The sequence below is a fragment of the Pseudomonas graminis genome (genome assembly GCF_001705435.1).
In the GTDB taxonomy this organism is placed as follows: Bacteria; Pseudomonadota; Gammaproteobacteria; order Pseudomonadales; family Pseudomonadaceae; genus Aquipseudomonas; species Aquipseudomonas graminis_B.
Genome location: NZ_MDEN01000069.1, coordinates 680,766 through 698,122, shown reverse-complemented (window position 1 = coordinate 698,122; position 17,357 = coordinate 680,766). Strand labels below are relative to the sequence as shown.

The following is a 17,357-nucleotide window of genomic DNA, read 5'->3' as shown; positions in this document are numbered from 1 at the left end:
CGGAGGGATCAACGGCCAGATCTGATATCCAGCCTTGGGGTGCCCCTGCTGACCAAGCCGCTTGCGGCGCTGGAAGCTTCTCCCATCAGGCCGTGTCGGGGCAGATGATCACGCAGGAATGATCGAGATCTTGCCGTTTCGCTCGAGGATCGCGTACTTGATCTGCTCCACCCGCTCGAAGCCCTGCTCTATTCTGGCGGCCTCCAGGATGTCGTCCTCCTGGACACGGGCCTCGTGCATGCGATGGCGCAGGAACGCGCCGTTTTCAACGATGATCGTCGGCCCCCCATCGATCAGCTTGGCCAAGCGTTTGGAGCGCCGCTTGACGAGGGAAAGGCCGATGTCGATCACCATCAACGTCACAATCACCAGAATCGCATTGGTCACGGAGAAGTCATCGCCCAGCAGCGCTTGCTGGGTGGCTTCACCAATGACCATCAGCAGCACAAAATCAAACGACGTCAGCTCGCCCAATGATCGTCGGCCAGAAATCTTGAAGAGCACCATCAGTGCAAGGTAAATCGCACCCGCGCGTAGTACGGCATCCATTGAGCACCTATGGGTAGATGAACTGAGTGAGGGGAATGTGGCCGCCGCCCACGACACTGATCTGGCTTTTAAACAGACCGATGCCGTCGCTGCGCCATGAAATGAAGAGCGTGACGTGACCATTCTTGTCGGTAGGGAACGTAAGACTCAAACCTTGGGGGCTGCCCACGGAGCGGACCGGCTGCGGCTGGATAGACTCGATGCTGAAGCCATCCAGCATGGGCTTGCTGATCGACAGCGTGATCTCTTTGCCCGGCTGCCCCGTGGCCTGAACGATCATCGGATTGGTCCCGCCGGCGCGGTGGAAACGCTCGTACTGCACCGTCAGGTCACCCTGCTCACTCACCGTTTCGAGCGAGCTGAGCGGGCCTCTGGAAAACAAACCGAGCAACGTCAGGATGACAACCGCCGTCAGCACATACCAGCCCACCCTCTGGAACCGCCAGACTTTACGCTGCAGCGTAAGGTCCTCGGCTACGGGGTGTACACGGTCCTGCATTTCCTGCTCTAAGAGGCTCATACGCATCACTCGTCGGGACTAGCGATGTGACCGCTTCGGTCTTTGGGAAGTTCTGGTGGGGTAAGCGTGCGCTGCTGATTGCGAGGGGGCATGTGAGACGCTGAGCTTGTCTTTGGATTCAGCGCTTTGATCAGGCTAGGGACCGCGTTGGGTCGAGTTCAGCGATCGAGCCGACCGCACTTCCGCTCTGGGTTGGGCAATCAACCTTGGGGGTAGCGTTTAAATAGCTCGGTAGCTTCCCAGCGTGCCGCATGTGCCTGCAACGCCGGGAACGCATCCGCCCTGACCACATCAGCGACCATCAACTGAATGAACGACCAAGCGACGGCGCTGGTGATGTCGACCTGCCCCGGGCTATCTGGCGCAACCGGTTGCCGTCCCGACATTAGGGCATCCCATGCGCGACAAGCAGCCAACAACTGCTGGGTTACCCGCTCCAGCCAGGGCTGATGGCGTTTTTCCTCCGGTCGCAGTTTGTATTCGTAAACGATCTGCACTGCTTTTTCGCAGGCAGCCAATGCCAGCCCCAAGATCCGCAGCGATGCGGCCAGAGGCAAGGCCTGGAGTGGCATCAATTTTTGCTCAGCCGGGCTCAGCGCCTCGAAGTAGTCGATGATCAGCGTCGAATCCATCAACACGCTACCGTCATCCAGCACCAAACTCGGCGCCTTAACCACAGGATTGATCGCACCGAATGCTTCGTACTCGCTGAATACCGAAAGCGCTGAGTGCTCGAACGGCACACCCATGACATCCAGCGAAATCGCCACACGGCGAACATAGGGGGAGTCCAGCATTCCAATCAGTTTCATAAAGCGCACTCCTTTCTAGTGGGATCAATCCTATTTATTGGCTTTGCGGCAGAGTGTTTCCAGGGAGTACAGGCGATGTCGTTAGGCTAAGAGCGTCGGTTGACTGTAGCGAAGGTACGCCAGAAGGTCGGGTTAGATACCCAAATATCACGCAGTCGGTCGCAGTTGGCCAAGAGCAGACTCTGGACAACCCGCTCCACAGGGCGGTGGGGTCAGCAGATCATACCAACCACCGCGAAAGATGAGGACATGCCATGCTGCGCATATTGGGTAAGGCATCGTCGATCAATGTGCGAAAAGTGCTTTGGGCCTGCGCCGAAATGGAGATCCACTACGAGCGGGTGGATTGGGGCTCTGGCTTCAGGTCGACGCACACAGCTGAATTCCTCGCGCTTAATCCCAACGCCATGGTGCCGGTCATTCAGGACGATGACTTCATTCTTTGGGAGTCAAACTCGATCATTCGCTACTTGGCGGCTCGCTACAACGGCGGCCACCTCTATCCGACCGACGCGAGAGCCAGAGCGCTGGTGGATCAATGGATCGATTGGCAAGCCTCAGAGCTCAACAAGTCCTGGAGTTATGCCTTCATGTCGCTGGTCAGACATTCTCCCGAGCACCAGGAAAGCCATGCATTGGCGGCCGCGTGCAGCAATTGGTCGCGGCATATGGAGATCCTCAATCGACAGCTTGATGCAACTGGGGCCTATGTCAGCGGCGATGAGTTTTCTCTCGCAGACATCCCGATTGGTCTGTCGGTTAATCGGTGGTTTGAAACACCCTTTGCTCGTCCTGCACTTCCTGCCGTGAATGACTACTACGAACGCTTGAGTCGCCGAACAGGCTACCGCCTGCACGGAAGAAACGGGACGCCATGACGTATGTCTCAGTTGGATGCTCTATGCGAGGCCGATTCCTGCCCATAGCGACAGGCCGGAACCGACCCATAGCCGCCGGTAGCAATAGCCGAAATTGACCAACGCTGGCATTCCATGCCGCGAATCGCTTGATTTTTGAAACATCCAATTACTATCGATCATTCAAAAAATCCAGGTCAACATCATTTGGGCTTTTCACTGGGTGTTGTTCTCGTAGACTTAATGCTACCTTAGCTAGCTCTCTAAATGTTTCTGGTATTGGATCGCATGATTCGGCCATATGTTCAGCTAGTCTTATCTTGTTTATTGATCCGGCCTTAACGCCTCTAGCTTCGACAAAATTTGCCAATTGGGAAAACCATGGTTCTCTCGCGTTAAATATGGTCGAGAAGTTTTCCCTCAAGCTTTGATTGGAATTTAAAATTACGTCACACTTAAAGCTAGATTCAACAAACAACTCCGGAGGAAAAGCTTCTTCGAGTGATCCCCCCATGCTTCCATTTGGATATTTAACAACAGGGGCTTGAGGGATCTTAAACAAAGTTATCAGTTCATCATCAATGTGTTGGGCTTCTCTTTTTCCTGGTCGGTCGTCATCATAAGTCACGATAATTGGCCTGTCGTGACTCAATGTTTTCCTCAAGAGTCGGATTGAGCTTCTGAGATTTCCGATGCCATTGTAGTTTGCTACAACGACTCCATGTTTTTCAAAATCCAGCCCGCACTCTTCAAGGAGCGTTTGAAAAATAGCCTCTTCGGAATCACCCTCAACAAAAATGTAAATACATTGAGCTTTGGCAGCTTTTTTCATGATTTCCTCAGCACAGAAAGAGTCAATCATTTCGTCATAAATAATATCTTCAATTGTTGTAGTCATTATAGCTTTCCCTATGAGTATTGGTTCAATCTTCGCGAGCGAAGTTCTAACATCTAGGAGATCTTATAACTTCCGTTTATTTAATTTTCTAAGTGTTTGATCTCAAGGTTTTTTGCCACTTCCTAGTGTTTCCTCTTCGTCTATTGGGTTGCCCTGTGTTGACTAATCGCGCAAGTGGATCTGATCAAATTTTTTCAATCTTTCAGAACAATAGCTTTCCCTTTAATTGTCAAGTCATCTGTGGTCAATTCAATATTAAGCTCCGCAAGAACTTTATTTACTATATCAGTATCGTTGTGATCTAATAGAGAGGATGAATTCCGCGCAACAGTTCGCATGGTGTTAAGCATGCTGCTGCCAGTATACAAGTAGCGTTTCACATTTTTGATACATTCGTCTAGCGTCTCCATTGACACCTCCATCCCATTCATGCTTTCGACGTATTTGTCGAGGGCGACGATTTGAGTGAAAAGGGATTTAATTGCATACCGCTGATTTTTATCTAGACGCCTGAAGGCTGCTTCAGTGGAGGCTTTGAGAAAGTAAATTTCTGTTTTTCGAGGGATGTATTTAAATGGCTTCCCTGACTGGACTGATTTCTCCTTCAGTCCTTGAAGGCCGGCAAGTGTTTCCGACATTTTTAGCAATCTTGCGGGGAGCTCAGCCAGTTCATCCTCCAGTTCAAGCTTTAAATTTTTATAGATGGCTTTCCACTTAATTCTTTCCTTTATTGCCTCTACTATGGGAGTGGCCAGAATCCCTAGAGCAAAAGTTACCACGGGAAGAAGGATTTTTATTAATTCAATATTACTCACGAGTGCTTTCCATGCTGCGATTGAAGATTGGGTTGCGCGACATTGCTCTTTTGGGCTTAAGCTTATTGAAGTTTCGAATAAGCCAACTTAGTCGCTTTGATGGTTTGGCGTCTCAGTGTAGCGTAAATAATTAATGCGCAAAATCTTGATGTCGCTGAGTTACATAATTTTGTGCGGCCTCGATCATTTCGACCGTCAGCTTCTGGCCGGTAACGGACGCTGGCGACAACCCACTATTTGCCGCCAGCGCACACCAACGCTCTAGCTGATTGGACTCAGTGTGGTTTCGTCTTCATCATGAAATCACAGATTCGCAAGAAACAGGCTCCCGGCAAGATAGGCGCCAACAACCCAAAGATGCCACCGGGAAAGCAGGTAACGAGAAGAGACTATGGACATGCCAGACGTTAAGCTCGCCCGGGTAACGCGCGCCGATATCGACGAGCTCCTACACGCAAATCAGGAAAGCCGGGATTACCACGGCCGCTGGGTACAGCCGTTCATAACCACTGCAGGATTCGAGGAGTGGTACTCCGCTCAGACCACAGGCGCTAGCGTTGGACTGCTGGCTCGCGATACCGAATCGAGTCACATCGTTGGAGTCACCAACCTGAGCCAGATTTTCTATAAAGGATTTCAGAACGCGTATCTCAGCTACTGGGGCATGGTCTCGTTTGCCGGGACGGGAAGAATGTCCCAGGCGGTAAAACTGACGACGCGGTACGCCTTTGAAGAGCTGGGTCTTCACCGTATCGAGGCCAATATTCAGCCTGAAAATGTGCGATCAATCGCGCTGGTCAAGCGCCTGGGATTTCGGAAAGAGGGGTTCTCCCCGAAATACCTTCAGATCGCCGGAGTCTGGTGCGATCACGAGCGCTGGGCGCTTCTGGCCGATGAGCGTTAATCAGCGAGCAATCCCGTTGTGAACCTAAGCTGACTTGATCTGCCTCAGCCCTTCCCCTTCAACTCCGCCAGCTTCTGCATCACCCCCGCCGCGGTCTGTTCGCCCATCAACTGCTCACGCACTTTGCCCTTGTCGTCGATGATGTAGGTCACCGGCAGGGCTTCGCTTTTCGGCAGGTCGTAGTGATCGGCCGGGTCCTGGGCCAGCACGGTGAAGGTGATGCCCAGCGCTTTGCTGGCGCTCTTCAGGTCTTCGCCCTGGAGGTTGTCGAAATTGACGCCGAACACGCTGACGTTCTGCCCTTTGACCTGCTCGGACAACTTGTTCAGTTCGGGGATTTCAGTTCGGCACGGACCGCACCATTCAGCCCAGTAATTGACCACCAGCCAGTGTTTGTCGACGCGGCTGCTGGCTACTTTCTCGCCATTCTGGTCCGTGCCCAGATCCACGCCGCACCCGCTGAGCAACAGACTTCCAATCAGTGCTGCCGCCGCTGCGAATCGCCTTGCCATGATGCCGTTTCCTTCTAGGTGCTCTTTATTTCCAGCTGCACGCTGCGCCGATTGTGCATCGCTCGCCGCGTGTTACCGGTCGTTACCGTGACGCAGGTAGAATAGCCGCCACCTCAGGCAAGATGCGACCCGCAAATGACCGATCTCACGCTTTATCACAACCCGCGTTGCACCAAATCCCGTGGCACGCTGGAATTGCTTGAAGCCCGCGGCCTGACGCCGACCATCATTCACTACCTCGAGACCCCGCCCGATGCCGCGCAACTGCGCGAGCTGCTGGGCAAGCTCGGCATCGGTGCTCGCGGACTGCTGCGCACCGGTGAGGACGAGTACAAAACCCTGAACCTGGCCGACACCGGCCTGAGCGACGAGCAACTGATCGCCGCCATGGCGGCCCATCCCAAGTTGATCGAACGCCCCATTCTCGTCGTCGGCGACAAGGCTGTAATTGGTCGTCCGCCGGAAAACATTCTGGAGATCCTGCCATGACCGCGCCGTACATTCTGGTTCTGTTTTACAGCCGTAACGGCGCGACCGCGGAGATGGCGCGGCAGATCGCCCGTGGCGTCGAGATGACCGGCATGGAAGCGCGCCTGCGCACGGTGCCGGCGGTGTCTACCGACTGCGAAGCCGTGGCGCCGAGCATTCCGGAGGCCGGCGCGTTGTACGCCACACTGGATGATCTGAAAAACTGCGCGGGCCTGGCCCTGGGCAGCCCGACCCGCTTCGGGAATATGGCCGCGCCGCTGAAGTACTTTCTCGACGGCACCAGCAACCTGTGGCTGACCGGCGCACTGGTGGGCAAACCGGCCAGCGTGTTCACCTCCACCGCCAGCCTGCACGGCGGTCAGGAAACCACGTTGCTGTCGATGCTGCTGCCCCTGCTGCACCACGGCATGCTCATCAGCGGCCTGCCCTACAGCGAAGCGGCGCTGATTGAAACCCGTGGCGGCGGCACGCCTTATGGCGCCAGTCATCACGCCGGCGCCGACGGCAAGCGCGCGCTGGATGAGCACGAAACCACGCTGTGCCGTTCCCTGGGTCAGCGGCTGGCGAAAACCGCGCTGTTGCTCGATCCGCCCAAGGGCTAACAGCTCAAGGCATTGCTCGCGCGCGATTGCTGGAACCCCTTGCTCAAACCGGGTCAAAGCACAGAGCCCCTGCCGGGGTTCTGCGTCAGCACTCGGAATGCGCTACGCCAGCAATCGCGCACATGAATTTTGTTTTGGAGAGGGCATGCAAGACTACAAATGGCTCCATGAATACTGCCTCAACCGCTTTGGTTCCGTCGCCGCCCTCGAGGCGCATCTGCCGACCCCCGCCACGCCGAAAAAACTCAAAGCCCTCAGCGACGACCGGTATCTGTCGACCATGGCGCTGCGGGTGTTTCGTGCCGGCCTCAAGCACAGCCTGGTGGACGCCAAATGGCCGGCCTTCGAGCAGGCCTTCTTCGGCTTCGATCCGGAAAAGGTCACGCTGATGGGCGGTGATCACCTTGAACGCCTGATGCAGGACGCGCGGATCATCCGTCACCTGGGCAAGCTCAAGAGCGTGCCGCGCAATGCGCAGTTGATCCTGGACATCGCCCACGAACATGGCAGCTTCGGCAATTTCATCGCCGAATGGCCGGTGACCGATATCGTCGGGCTGTGGCGTTACCTGTTCAAACACGGCAATCAGATGGGCGGGCTGTCATCGCCGCGCTTCTTGCGGATGGTCGGCAAAGACACCTTCATTCCCAGCAATGACGTGGTCGCTGCGCTGAATGCGCAGAAGATCGTCGACCGCGTCCCCAGCAGTCAGCGTGATCAGGCGGCGGTGCAAGCGGCGTTCAACCAGTGGCATGCGGACAGCGGCCGGCCGATGTGCCAGCTGTCGATGATGCTGTCGTACACGGCAAACCATTGATCGTTTTGCCAATGGAGTGAGCAGACACAGCGCGTAACAAATCGGACGTCGTATACAATATTCGGCATCCGCCCTTTTCGAGTCATCTGCGTGCCTTTTCTTCTTCCAGACGCCCCCAACCTCGGTGTCGCGCCCTCCGCGTCCGAGGTCATTGCCAAGTACCTGCGCGAGTCGATCATCTCCGGCCAGTTCGCCGAGGACGAGCCGATCCGTCAGGACGACATCGCCCGCGTGTTCAACGTCAGCAAGATCCCCGTGCGTGAAGCGCTCAAGCGCCTGGAAGCCGAAGGGCTTGTGCAATTCCAGCGCAACAAGGGGGCCGTGGTCACGCGGATTTCCGAGCCGGAGCTGGCGCAGATCTTTGAAGTGCGGGTGCTGCTGGAGGTGCAAGCCATCCGCCTCGCCGTGCCGCGAATGACCGCTGCCCAGCTGGACCGGGCACGGGCCATCTGTGACGAATTCATGCGCGACGACGACATCGGGCGTTGGGCCGAGCTGAACTGGGCGTTTCACACCTGTCTGTATGAAGCGGCGCAGCGGCCGTTTCTGCTGAACATGATTCGCTCGATCCACGACAAGGTTGAACGCTACCTGCGGGTGCAGATGAGCTTTGAAGAAGGCAAAGAGCGCGCCGACCTGGAACACCGTGAGATTCTCAAGGCCTGTGCCGATCGTGACGTGGACAAAGCCGCCGAACTGATCGAGCACCACATCATAGGCGTCTGCCGAACCCTCTACGCCCACCTGCCTCATGCCGTGCTCAGCGAGATCTGAACGAATCGTGGCTATGCCGATTTCGTCATTGGCGAGGGTGAAATCGGTCAAGACCCTGGACGTCGTTCGCGGCACCCTTGCCTCAATAGTGAAGTTGCTCCGCGCCGCGATCTGTAAACCGGTTGTACAGCGCTTTTTGTAGGACCGGATTTAGCCGGGAAGAGGCCAGCGTGAACACCATAAATCTCGGGTGTGACGACCGACGCCTTCCCGGCTGAAGCCGGTCCCACAGGGATCGTCGTCGCCAGTTCCATCGGGGTGTACGCGGCGCTTTTAGTGGGACCGGCTTTGGCCGGGAAGACGCCAGTGTGAACACCATGAATCTCGGGTGTGACGATCGACGGCTTCCCGGCTGAAGCCGGTCCTACAGGGATGGTCTTAGCCAGTTACATCGGGTGGATACAGTCCAATTAGGGGAATACATGAAACGCATCCAGATTCTCGATTCTCACACCGGCGGCGAGCCGACGCGGCTGGTGCTCGACGGGTTTCCCGATCTCGGGCGGGGCAGCATGGCCGAGCGGCGTCAGCGTCTGGCTGAGCAGTTCGATGACTGGCGCGCCGCCACCGTGCTCGAACCCCGCGGCAGCGATGTACTGGTCGGTGCGCTGTTGTGCGAGCCGGTGGATCCCGGGGCCTGCGCCGGGGTGATCTTTTTCAACAACAGCGGCTACTTGGGCATGTGCGGCCACGGCACCATCGGGCTGGTGGTGTCGCTGGCGCATCTGGGCAAGATCGGCCCCGGCGTGCACCGCATCGAAACCCCGGTCGGCACGGTTCAGGCCACGCTGCACGAAGACCGCTCCGTGAGCGTCGACAACGTGCCCTCCTACCGCTACCGCAAGGACTTCGTCGTGGAGGTGCCTGAACTGGGCAGCGTGACCGGCGACATCGCCTGGGGCGGCAACTGGTTTTTCCTGATCGCCGACCACGGCCTGAGCGTCGCCGCCGACAACCTCGACGCCCTCACCGACTACACCTGGAAGGTCCGGCAGGCGCTGGAAAACCAAGGCATTCGCGGTGAAGACGGCGGCGTCATCGACCACATCGAGCTGTTCGCCGACGACACTCACGCCGACAGCCGCAACTTCGTGCTCTGCCCCGGCAAAGCCTACGACCGCTCGCCCTGCGGCACCGGCACCAGCGCCAAACTGGCGTGCCTGGCAGCGGACGGCAAACTTCAGCCCGGTACGCTGTGGCAGCAGGCCAGCGTGATCGGCAGTCAATTTGAAGGCAGTTTCGTCTGGGAGCACGGCGAGCGGCAGGCGGGCGACCGCATCGTGCCGACCATCCGTGGCCGCGCCTACATCAGCGCCGAAGCCACTTTGTTGCTGGACAACGAAGACCCGTTCGCCTGGGGCATTCGCTCGTGACCGACGCCGCCACCCTGCAAGGCCAGGCCGCCGATGTAATCGTCATTGGCGGCGGCATCGTCGGCGCGGCATGTGCGGACGAGTTGGCGTCTCAGGGCTTGCATGTGCTGGTGCTGGATTGTCAGCGCCCCGCCGCGACCGCTGCGGGCATGGGCCATCTGGTGGTGTTGGACCACAGCGCGGCCGAGCTGGCGCTGGGGGAATATTCGGTCAAGGCCTGGCGCGAGCTCGCGCCGCAGATGCCGGACGACTGCGCGATGCGCACCAACGGCACCCTGTGGCTGGCCTGCAATGAAGAAGAAATGGAAGAAGCCGAGCGCAAGCATGCGGCGCTGAGCGAATACGGTCTGGCCTGCGAGTTGCTGTCCGGCGCCGAACTGGCACGGGCGGAACCGTCATTGCGATCCGGCCTGCTCGGGGCACTGAAGGTCAGCGGCGACGGCATTCTTTACGCGCCCAACGCCGCGCGCTGGTTGTTGCAGCGTCAGTCTTCGCGAGTGGTTCTGCGGCAAGCGGAGGTCGCTGAAGTTCAGGGCAACCGGGTCCGCCTCGCAACGGGAGAATGGCTGCAAGCCCCGGCCGTTGTGCTGGCCAGCGGCATCTATGCCCGCGAACTCTGTCCCGATTTACCGCTGCAAGCCAAGAAAGGCCACCTGCTGATCACCGACCGTTACCCCGCGCAGATCACCCATACGCTGGTTGAGTTGGGCTACGTCACCAGCGCCCACAAGGGCAACGGCCCGTCGGTGGCGTTCAATGTGCAGCAGCGCCCGACCGGCCAGCTGTTCATCGGCTCATCGCGCCAGTTCGACAACCACGATCCGCAAGTCGATGCGGCCATGCTCGGACGGATGCTGCGTCGGGCGATGGATTTTCTCCCAGGCCTGGGCGAGATGAACGGCCTTCGCAGCTGGACCGGCTTTCGCTCCGCCAGCCCCGACGGTCAGCCGCTGATTGGCGAGCACCCGCATCAGCCCGGCCTGTGGCTGGCGGTCGGGCACGAAGGCCTCGGCGTCACCACTGCCACCGGCACAGCCCGCCTGCTCGCTGCGCAAATGCTGCGCACTCGACCGCCCCTCGACGTTGAACCCTACCTGCCGCAACGCTTTATCGGAGCCCGCGCCCATGCCTGAATTGAGCATCGATGGTCAGCCCTTTCGCTTCGCCCAAGGCACCACGGTGGCCGCCGCGCTGATGTCGAGCGGCGATCGTTGCAGCCGCACCTCGGTCAGCGGCCAGCGGCGCGCACCCTTGTGCGGCATGGGCATCTGTCAGGAATGCCGGGTGAGCATCGACGGCCTGCGCCGGCTGGCGTGTCAGACGATCTGCCGCGACGGCATGCGGGTCGAGACTCAGCCATGAGCATGAGCATGAGCATGACCGAGCATGTCGATCTGCTGATCATCGGTGCAGGGCCGGCGGGCATGGCGGCGGCCCTGGCGGCGGCGCCTCACGGGCCGAGCATCGCTTTGCTCGACGACAACCCGCTGCCAGGCGGGCAGATCTGGCGCGACGGCCCCAACGCTCAAGTGCCGAAACAGGCTCAGGATATGCGCACGCAGTTGCAGGGGTTCAGCAACGTTCGCCTGCACAGCGGCTGCAAGGTGGTCGCGCTGGCCGGGGCGAAGCGCTTGCTGCTGGAAGATGACGAGCGGGGCTGGGTGTTGAGTTACGACAGGCTGATTCTGTGCACCGGCGCGCGGGAGCGACTGCTGCCCTTCCCCGGCTGGACCCTGCCGGGCGTCACCGGCGCGGGCGGTTTGCAGGCGCTGATCAAAGGCGGGCTGGCGGTCGCTGACGAACGCATCGTGATTGCCGGAACCGGCCCGCTGTTGCTGGCCTCGTCGGCGACCGCGCAGAAGCATGGCGCCGAGGTCGTGCGCGTTGCCGAGCAGGCGCCCTTGAGCGCCGTCGCCGGATTTGCTGCCGGGCTGTGGCGCTGGCCGAACAAGGCGATTCAGGCGATCACCCTGGCCAGTGCCGCCTATCGAACGTCGGCCCATGTGCTGGCGGCGCTGGGTACGGATCGGCTGGAAGGCGTGCGCGTTCAGGTCGGTGACAAGGTCGAAGAGCTGGCCTGCGAGCGTCTGGCCTGCGGTTTCAGTCTGGTGCCCAACACCGAGATCGCCCGCGCACTGGGCTGCACGCTGCGGGATCAGGCCATCGTGGTGGATGAGTGGCAGGCGACGGGTCTGGCCGATCACTACGCAGCGGGTGAATGCACCGGTTTCGGCGGCAGCGAACTGGCGTTGGTGGAGGGGCGCATCGCCGGCCTGGTGGCGGTGGGTGATCGAAATAAGGCTCGAGGGTTGTGGGCTGAGCGGCAGCGCTGGCAAGGTTTTGCGGATCGGTTGAACAAGGCCTTCAGCCTGAACCCGGCGCTGAAACATCTGGCGGCGCCGGACACGCTGGTCTGTCGCTGTGAGGACGTGCGTTACGCGGACCTCGCTGCGCATGACAGCTGGACCGGCGCCAAACTCGCCACCCGCTGCGGGATGGGCGCGTGTCAGGGGCGCATCTGTGCCACGGCGGCGCAGACCTTGTTCGGCTGGGAACCCCCCTTGTTGCGCCCGCCCTTCAGCCCGGCGCGGATCTCCACCCTCGCCTGTCTGGATGATATTTAAAGGGGACTGATTTATTTAAATGATTTAAAGGGGACTGATTTATTTACAGCGCTTCACCGTAAATAAATCTGTCCCCGCAGATCAGTCGCCCCCCGACTAGCCGCCGCATCCAACATCCCGCATCATCGATCCCATTCCCCACCCGGCCCTCCCGCCCGTGAACATGATCGACGTCCTTCTCACCACGCCCTTGCACGACCTCGACCAACTGCTGGCCAGCCTGACGTTGGTCGCGCCGCTGTTCGATACGATTCCCGGTGTGGTGTTCTTCGTCAAAGACGCCCACGCGCGTTATGCACTGGTCAACCAGACGCTGGTGCAGCGCTGCGGTTTCAAGGAAAAAAGCCAGATCGTCGGGCTGACCGCCGAGGAAGTGTTCCCCGCGCGCTTCGGGCCGTTGTACACCGCCCAGGACCGCCGGGTGCTGGCCGATGGCAGGCAGCTCAGCGATCAGCTGGAGCTGCACCTTTATTACGGCAATCAGCCGATCTGGTGCCTGACTCACAAGATCGCCCTGCGCGATCAACACGGCGCGATCATCGGGCTGGCGGGAATCTCCCGGGACCTGCAAATCCTGCAGACGACCCATCCGGCGTATCAGAAACTGGTCGAGGTCGATGCGTACATCCGCGAACACTTCGCGCGGCCCATCACCCTTGAGCAACTGACGGCCATTGCCGGGCTCTCCATCGCCCAACTGGAGCGGCACTGCAAACGCATCTTCCAGCTGACGCCACGGCAGATGATTCACAAGGCGCGGCTGGGTGAAGCGTCGCGGTTGTTGCAGGAAGACCTGTCGATCACCGAAATCGCCCTGCGCTGCGGGTACACCGATCACAGCGCGTTTAGCCGCCAGTTCAAGGCGCTGACCGGAGCGTCGCCGAGTGAGTATCGGGGTTCGCAAAGGCGCATCTGAATTCGCTGCTCCCTTCTGGATGATCGCGGTATTTGTATAGGACTGGCTTTGGCCGGGAAGAGGCCTGTGTGAACACCCTAAATCTCGGGTGTGAAGACCGACGCCTTCCCGGCTAAAGCCAGTCCTACGGTGACCGCAGTCCCGGTGGTTTATCGCGGTGCGGCGGAATGTGGCGACTACCGCACTGCAACGTGCATCAATGAAGCACGCTGCGGATTCTTGCTCCTTTATGTAACACCGTCCCACGCTCCTGAAATACCCATCCAAACCCCGGCCCGCTGATCCAGAGCCCTGCACGGCGTACTGGCAAAACAGGCACGCTGCGTGCATATCAAATATCGTATACGAAATTACTTATCCGGCCGTTTCTCCCTTTGCACGCACCGAGGCTTCTATGAAAAATCAAGCTGTCGCCGTCGCCCTCCTCGCCGTCATGAGCTCATCCTTTATCAACACCGCGTTGGCCGACAAGCTCGATGACATCATCGACTCCGGCAAGCTGCGCTGCGCCGTGACCCTGGACTTCCCGCCGATGGGGTCCCGTGACGACAAGAACAACCCGGTCGGATTTGACGTCGATTATTGCAACGACCTGGCGAAGGTACTGGGCGTGACAGCCGAGGTGGTGGAAACGCCGTTTCCGGATCGCATTCCTGCGCTGGTTTCAGGCCGCGCCGACGTGATCGTGGCGTCGACCTCGGACACCCTGGAGCGGGCAAAAACGGTGGCGATGACCATCCCCTATTTCGCCTTCCAGATGGTGGTGCTGACCCGCGACGACGCCGGCATCAACAGCTATGACGACCTCAAGGGCAAGGATGTCGGCAACACCAGCGGCACGTTCGAAGCGATCGCCCTGGAGAAGGATCAGAAGAAATGGGGCAGTGGCAGTTTCCGCGCCTACCAGACCCAGAACGACACCATCCTCGCCGTCGCCCAGGGCCATATCAAAGCGTCCGTCGTGACCAACACCGTCGCCGCCGCCACGCTCAAATCCGGCAAGTACAAAGGCCTGAAGATCGCCGGCAATGCGCCCTACACCATCGACTACGTTTCCCTTGCGGCGAAGCGTAACGAGTACGGGCTGATTCACTACCTGAACCTGTTCGTGAACCAGCAAGTGCGGTCCGGGCGCTATGCCGAGCTGTATGAAAAATGGGTGAGTGGCAAGCCGGTGGACCTGACCGTGCCGGGCGTCTATTACTGAGGGGAACGATCAGAGGGCGCGGACCGTGTAGGAGCGTGGCTTGTCCCGCGATCTGGCGCGAAGCGGCAGCAAGACCGTCGAACATGCTGATTCAGTGACGCCGCGGTTGTAGGTTTTACGACGACTGCGTCGCCGATCGCGGGACAAGCCACGCTCCTACAGGGCTACGCGTCCCGTCTGAATCATTCGCGGAACCTGAACCAGGAACCCATCAGCGTCACCCGCTAAAAGCGATTCACTCACTCAGGAGCCCACGATGTCTGAAGTCTCGTTGAACGGGCGCTGTCTTGTCGCCGGCAGCGCCCAGGGCGAATTGCTGTACGCCGACGTGGGCCTGAGTTTCTGGGGCGGGGTCGAGCCGTTTACCGGTGAAGTGATCGACCGCCATCACCCCCTCAGCGGCCAGTTCATCAACGGCCGGGTGCTGGCCATTCCCAGCGGCCGCGGTTCGTGCACCGGCAGCAGCGTGTTGCTGGAACTGATGCTCAACGGCCACGCGCCGGCCGCACTGGTCTTCGAACGCGTGGAAGACATCCTCACCCTCGGCGTGCTGATTGCCGAGCAGATGTTCGGCCATTCGATCCCGGTGATCAGCCTCGACGAAGCGGGCTTTGCGGCCCTGCGGAACGTTGCCTTCGTGCGAGTGGAAGATGACCGCGTGAGCGGCTTCGCCTGGCTGCCGCCGCCACTCCCTCGCGATCAAAAAAGTCTGATACGTCAGCGCCCGATCACCCAGATTTCACTCACCGAAACCGACCAGGGTTTTCTCGACGGCGCTTACGGCAAAGCCGCGCAGGTGGCGATGGGCATCATCCTGCGCATGGCCGAGCTGCAGGGCGCGACGGAACTGCTGGACATCACCCAGGCGCACATCGATGGCTGCATTTACACCGGGCCGGCCAGCCTGCGGTTCGCCCGACAACTGGTGGCCTGGGGCGCCAAGGTCCGCGTGCCCACTACCCTCAATTCAATCTCCGTGGACAAGCGACGCTGGCGCGAACTGGGTGTCGACCCGGCCCTTGGCGAACCGGCCAGTCAGCTGGGCGATGCCTATCTGGAGATGGGCGCGCGGGTGAGTTTTACCTGCGCGCCGTACCTGCTGGACAGCGCGCCGGAGCTGGGCGAGCAGATCGTCTGGGCCGAGTCCAACGCGGTGGTGTACGCCAACAGCGTGATCGGCGCGCGCACCCTGAAGTACCCGGACTACCTCGACATCTGCATCGCCCTCACCGGCCGCGCGCCGAAGATCGGCTGCCACCTGACCCAGCAACGGCTGGCGACCCTGCGCATCGACGTCCCCACACTGGACGGCCTCGACGACAGCTTCTACCCGCTCCTCGGTTACCACGTCGGGCTGCTGTGCGGCGCCACGATCCCGGTGATCTGCGGCCTTGAGCACAAGGCGCCGACGCTGGATGACCTCAAGGCCTTCGGCGCGGCGTTCGCCACCACCTCCGCTGCGCCGATGTTTCATATCGCCGGCGTAACGCCCGAAGCCACCACTGCGGAACTGGCGCTGGGCGGGCAAGCGCCGGAACAAACCTTGAGCGTCAGCCCGGCGGATCTGCTGCACAGCTGGCGCGAGCTGAACAGCGCGCAAACGCCGCAAGTGGACGCCGTGACGCTGGGCAATCCGCATTTTTCCCTGAGCGAATGCGCAATGCTGGCGCACCTGTGTGGCAACCAGCGCAAGCATGACAACGTGGCAATCGTCGTGACCTGTGGCCGCGCTACCCTGGAGCGCGCGCAACGGGCCGGCTACGTCGACACGCTGGAAAACTTCGGCGTGCAGTTCGTCACCGACACCTGCTGGTGCATGCTCGGCGAGCCGGTCATCCCGCCGACCGCACGCAACCTGATGACCAACTCCGGCAAATACGCGCACTACGCCCCCGGACTGGTGGGGCGTCGCGTGCATTTCGCCAGCCTGGCCGAGTGCGTCGACAGCGCGATCACCGGTGTCGCCAGCGGGCGCCTGCCAGCGTGGTTGATGGCGGCGCACCAGGCGGAGGTCAGCGCAGATGTTTGATTACAACTTCCACTGGCGCGCGGCGTTCAAGGCGCTGCCTGACATGCTCAACGGCGCGTGGGTCACCTTCGAAACCGCCGCGCTGTCGATGATCCTCGGCGTCACCATCGCGCTGTTTCTGGTGTTCATGCGCCAAGGCAAAAACCGCCTGTTCCGGGGGTTCGCCGCCACCTGGATTTCCATCGCGCGCAACACGCCGTCGCTGTTCCAGGTGTACATCCTGTATTTCGGCCTGGGCTCGTTCGGCCTGCACATCAGCTCGTGGGCGGCGTTGCTGGCGGGCATCACCATCAATAACGCGGGCTATCTGGCGGAGAACTTTCGCGGCGGTCTGAAGGCCGTGCCCGACACGCAATTGCGCGCCGCCCGTTCGCTGGGCATGAGCGCGCCCCAGGCCTATCGGCTGATCGTCATTCCGCAGTTGCTGCGCATCGTTTTCTATCCGCTGACCAACCAGATGGTCTGGGCCGTGCTGATGACCTCGATGGGGGTGATCGTCGGCCTCAATAACGACCTCACCGGCGTGACCCAGGATTACAACGTCAAGACGTTCCGCACCTTCGAATTCTTCGCCATTGCGGCGGTGCTCTATTACCTGATTGCCAAGCTGATCGTGGCCGTTGCGCGGCTGCTGTCCTGGCGGCTGTTCCGGTACTGAG

General features: G+C 59.9%; 20 protein-coding genes. 14 read left to right on the top strand and 6 right to left on the bottom strand.

Annotated elements, in window-relative coordinates; genetic code table 11:
- Positions 1 to 108: 108 nt before the first annotated feature.
- The 3 genes from BBI10_RS25335 to BBI10_RS25325 all read right to left on the bottom strand — a co-directional run bounded on the left by BBI10_RS25335 (position 109) and on the right by BBI10_RS25325 (position 1,881).
- Positions 109 to 549 carry a DUF421 domain-containing protein gene (locus tag BBI10_RS25335; protein ID WP_065992844.1) on the bottom strand — a complete coding sequence of 147 codons (441 nt, stop codon included), beginning with the start codon at positions 547 to 549 and terminating at the stop codon, positions 109 to 111.
- 7 nt (positions 550 to 556) lie between these two features.
- The gene (locus tag BBI10_RS25330; protein WP_065992843.1) at positions 557 to 1,069 is read right to left on the bottom strand and encodes a hypothetical protein; all 513 of its coding nucleotides are present in this window, start codon (positions 1,067 to 1,069) and stop codon (positions 557 to 559) included.
- Between the two features lie 200 nt (positions 1,070 to 1,269).
- Positions 1,270 to 1,881 (bottom strand): glutathione S-transferase, encoded by a 612-nt coding sequence (locus tag BBI10_RS25325; protein ID WP_065992842.1) that lies wholly within the window; start codon positions 1,879 to 1,881, stop codon positions 1,270 to 1,272.
- A gap of 254 nt (positions 1,882 to 2,135) precedes the next feature.
- Here BBI10_RS25325 and BBI10_RS25320 point away from each other — a divergent pair, with 254 nt between their 5' ends.
- Positions 2,136 to 2,759: a glutathione S-transferase family protein gene (locus BBI10_RS25320; protein ID WP_065992839.1), complete on the top strand. Its 624-nt coding sequence runs from the start codon at positions 2,136 to 2,138 to the stop codon at positions 2,757 to 2,759.
- Positions 2,760 to 2,910: 151 nt separating this feature from the next.
- Here the strand turns inward: BBI10_RS25320 and BBI10_RS25315 are convergent, their stop codons facing one another.
- Positions 2,911 to 3,636, bottom strand: a complete 726-nt coding sequence (locus tag BBI10_RS25315) for a TOPRIM nucleotidyl transferase/hydrolase domain-containing protein (RefSeq protein ID WP_065992837.1) — start codon at positions 3,634 to 3,636, stop codon at positions 2,911 to 2,913.
- Between the two features lie 194 nt (positions 3,637 to 3,830).
- Complete coding sequence (locus BBI10_RS25310) at positions 3,831 to 4,451, bottom strand: hypothetical protein (protein WP_083233262.1); 621 nt, start codon at positions 4,449 to 4,451, stop codon at positions 3,831 to 3,833.
- A gap of 391 nt (positions 4,452 to 4,842) precedes the next feature.
- On the opposite strand from BBI10_RS25310, the gene BBI10_RS25305 reads away from it, so the two are divergent.
- Positions 4,843 to 5,355, top strand: a complete 513-nt coding sequence (locus tag BBI10_RS25305; RefSeq protein ID WP_208600772.1) for a GNAT family N-acetyltransferase — start codon at positions 4,843 to 4,845, stop codon at positions 5,353 to 5,355.
- Positions 5,356 to 5,399: 44 nt separating this feature from the next.
- On the opposite strand, the gene BBI10_RS25300 is transcribed toward BBI10_RS25305, so the two are convergent.
- The gene (locus BBI10_RS25300; RefSeq protein WP_065992836.1) at positions 5,400 to 5,867 is read right to left on the bottom strand and encodes a TlpA family protein disulfide reductase; all 468 of its coding nucleotides are present in this window, start codon (positions 5,865 to 5,867) and stop codon (positions 5,400 to 5,402) included.
- Positions 5,868 to 6,002: 135 nt separating this feature from the next.
- Here BBI10_RS25300 and arsC point away from each other — a divergent pair, with 135 nt between their 5' ends.
- The 12 genes from arsC to BBI10_RS25240 all read left to right on the top strand — a co-directional run bounded on the left by arsC (position 6,003) and on the right by BBI10_RS25240 (position 17,356).
- On the top strand, positions 6,003 to 6,356 hold the full coding sequence (arsC, locus tag BBI10_RS25295) for an arsenate reductase (glutaredoxin) (protein WP_065992834.1): 354 nt from the start codon (positions 6,003 to 6,005) through the stop codon (positions 6,354 to 6,356).
- Positions 6,353 to 6,958, top strand: a complete 606-nt coding sequence (gene wrbA / locus BBI10_RS25290; protein ID WP_065992832.1) for an NAD(P)H:quinone oxidoreductase — start codon at positions 6,353 to 6,355, stop codon at positions 6,956 to 6,958. The genes arsC and wrbA overlap by 4 nt, the downstream gene beginning before the upstream one ends.
- Positions 6,959 to 7,103: 145 nt before the next feature.
- Positions 7,104 to 7,775, top strand: a complete 672-nt coding sequence (locus BBI10_RS25285; protein WP_065992830.1) for a DNA-3-methyladenine glycosylase I — start codon at positions 7,104 to 7,106, stop codon at positions 7,773 to 7,775.
- A 90-nt stretch (positions 7,776 to 7,865) separates the two neighbouring features.
- Positions 7,866 to 8,549 carry a GntR family transcriptional regulator gene (locus BBI10_RS25280; protein WP_065992829.1) on the top strand — a complete coding sequence of 228 codons (684 nt, stop codon included), beginning with the start codon at positions 7,866 to 7,868 and terminating at the stop codon, positions 8,547 to 8,549.
- Positions 8,550 to 8,971: 422 nt separating this feature from the next.
- The gene (locus tag BBI10_RS25275) at positions 8,972 to 9,922 is read left to right on the top strand and encodes a 4-hydroxyproline epimerase (protein ID WP_065992826.1); all 951 of its coding nucleotides are present in this window, start codon (positions 8,972 to 8,974) and stop codon (positions 9,920 to 9,922) included.
- The gene (locus BBI10_RS25270) at positions 9,919 to 11,055 is read left to right on the top strand and encodes an NAD(P)/FAD-dependent oxidoreductase (protein ID WP_244160422.1); all 1,137 of its coding nucleotides are present in this window, start codon (positions 9,919 to 9,921) and stop codon (positions 11,053 to 11,055) included. Before BBI10_RS25275 ends, BBI10_RS25270 begins: the two co-directional genes overlap by 4 nt.
- The gene (locus BBI10_RS25265; RefSeq protein WP_065992824.1) at positions 11,048 to 11,284 is read left to right on the top strand and encodes a (2Fe-2S)-binding protein; all 237 of its coding nucleotides are present in this window, start codon (positions 11,048 to 11,050) and stop codon (positions 11,282 to 11,284) included. Before BBI10_RS25270 ends, BBI10_RS25265 begins: the two co-directional genes overlap by 8 nt.
- A gap of 14 nt (positions 11,285 to 11,298) precedes the next feature.
- Positions 11,299 to 12,546 carry an NAD(P)/FAD-dependent oxidoreductase gene (locus tag BBI10_RS25260; RefSeq protein WP_065993221.1) on the top strand — a complete coding sequence of 416 codons (1,248 nt, stop codon included), beginning with the start codon at positions 11,299 to 11,301 and terminating at the stop codon, positions 12,544 to 12,546.
- Positions 12,547 to 12,709: 163 nt separating this feature from the next.
- Entirely contained in the window at positions 12,710 to 13,462 is a 753-nt protein-coding gene (locus BBI10_RS25255) for an AraC family transcriptional regulator (protein ID WP_065992822.1), read from the top strand.
- A gap of 394 nt (positions 13,463 to 13,856) precedes the next feature.
- Positions 13,857 to 14,669, top strand: a complete 813-nt coding sequence (locus tag BBI10_RS25250) for a transporter substrate-binding domain-containing protein (protein ID WP_065992820.1) — start codon at positions 13,857 to 13,859, stop codon at positions 14,667 to 14,669.
- 256 nt (positions 14,670 to 14,925) lie between these two features.
- On the top strand, positions 14,926 to 16,698 hold the full coding sequence (locus BBI10_RS25245; protein ID WP_065992819.1) for an aconitase X: 1,773 nt from the start codon (positions 14,926 to 14,928) through the stop codon (positions 16,696 to 16,698).
- Complete coding sequence (locus tag BBI10_RS25240) at positions 16,691 to 17,356, top strand: amino acid ABC transporter permease (RefSeq protein WP_065992814.1); 666 nt, start codon at positions 16,691 to 16,693, stop codon at positions 17,354 to 17,356. The genes BBI10_RS25245 and BBI10_RS25240 overlap by 8 nt, the downstream gene beginning before the upstream one ends.
- Position 17,357: the final 1 nt, after the last annotated feature.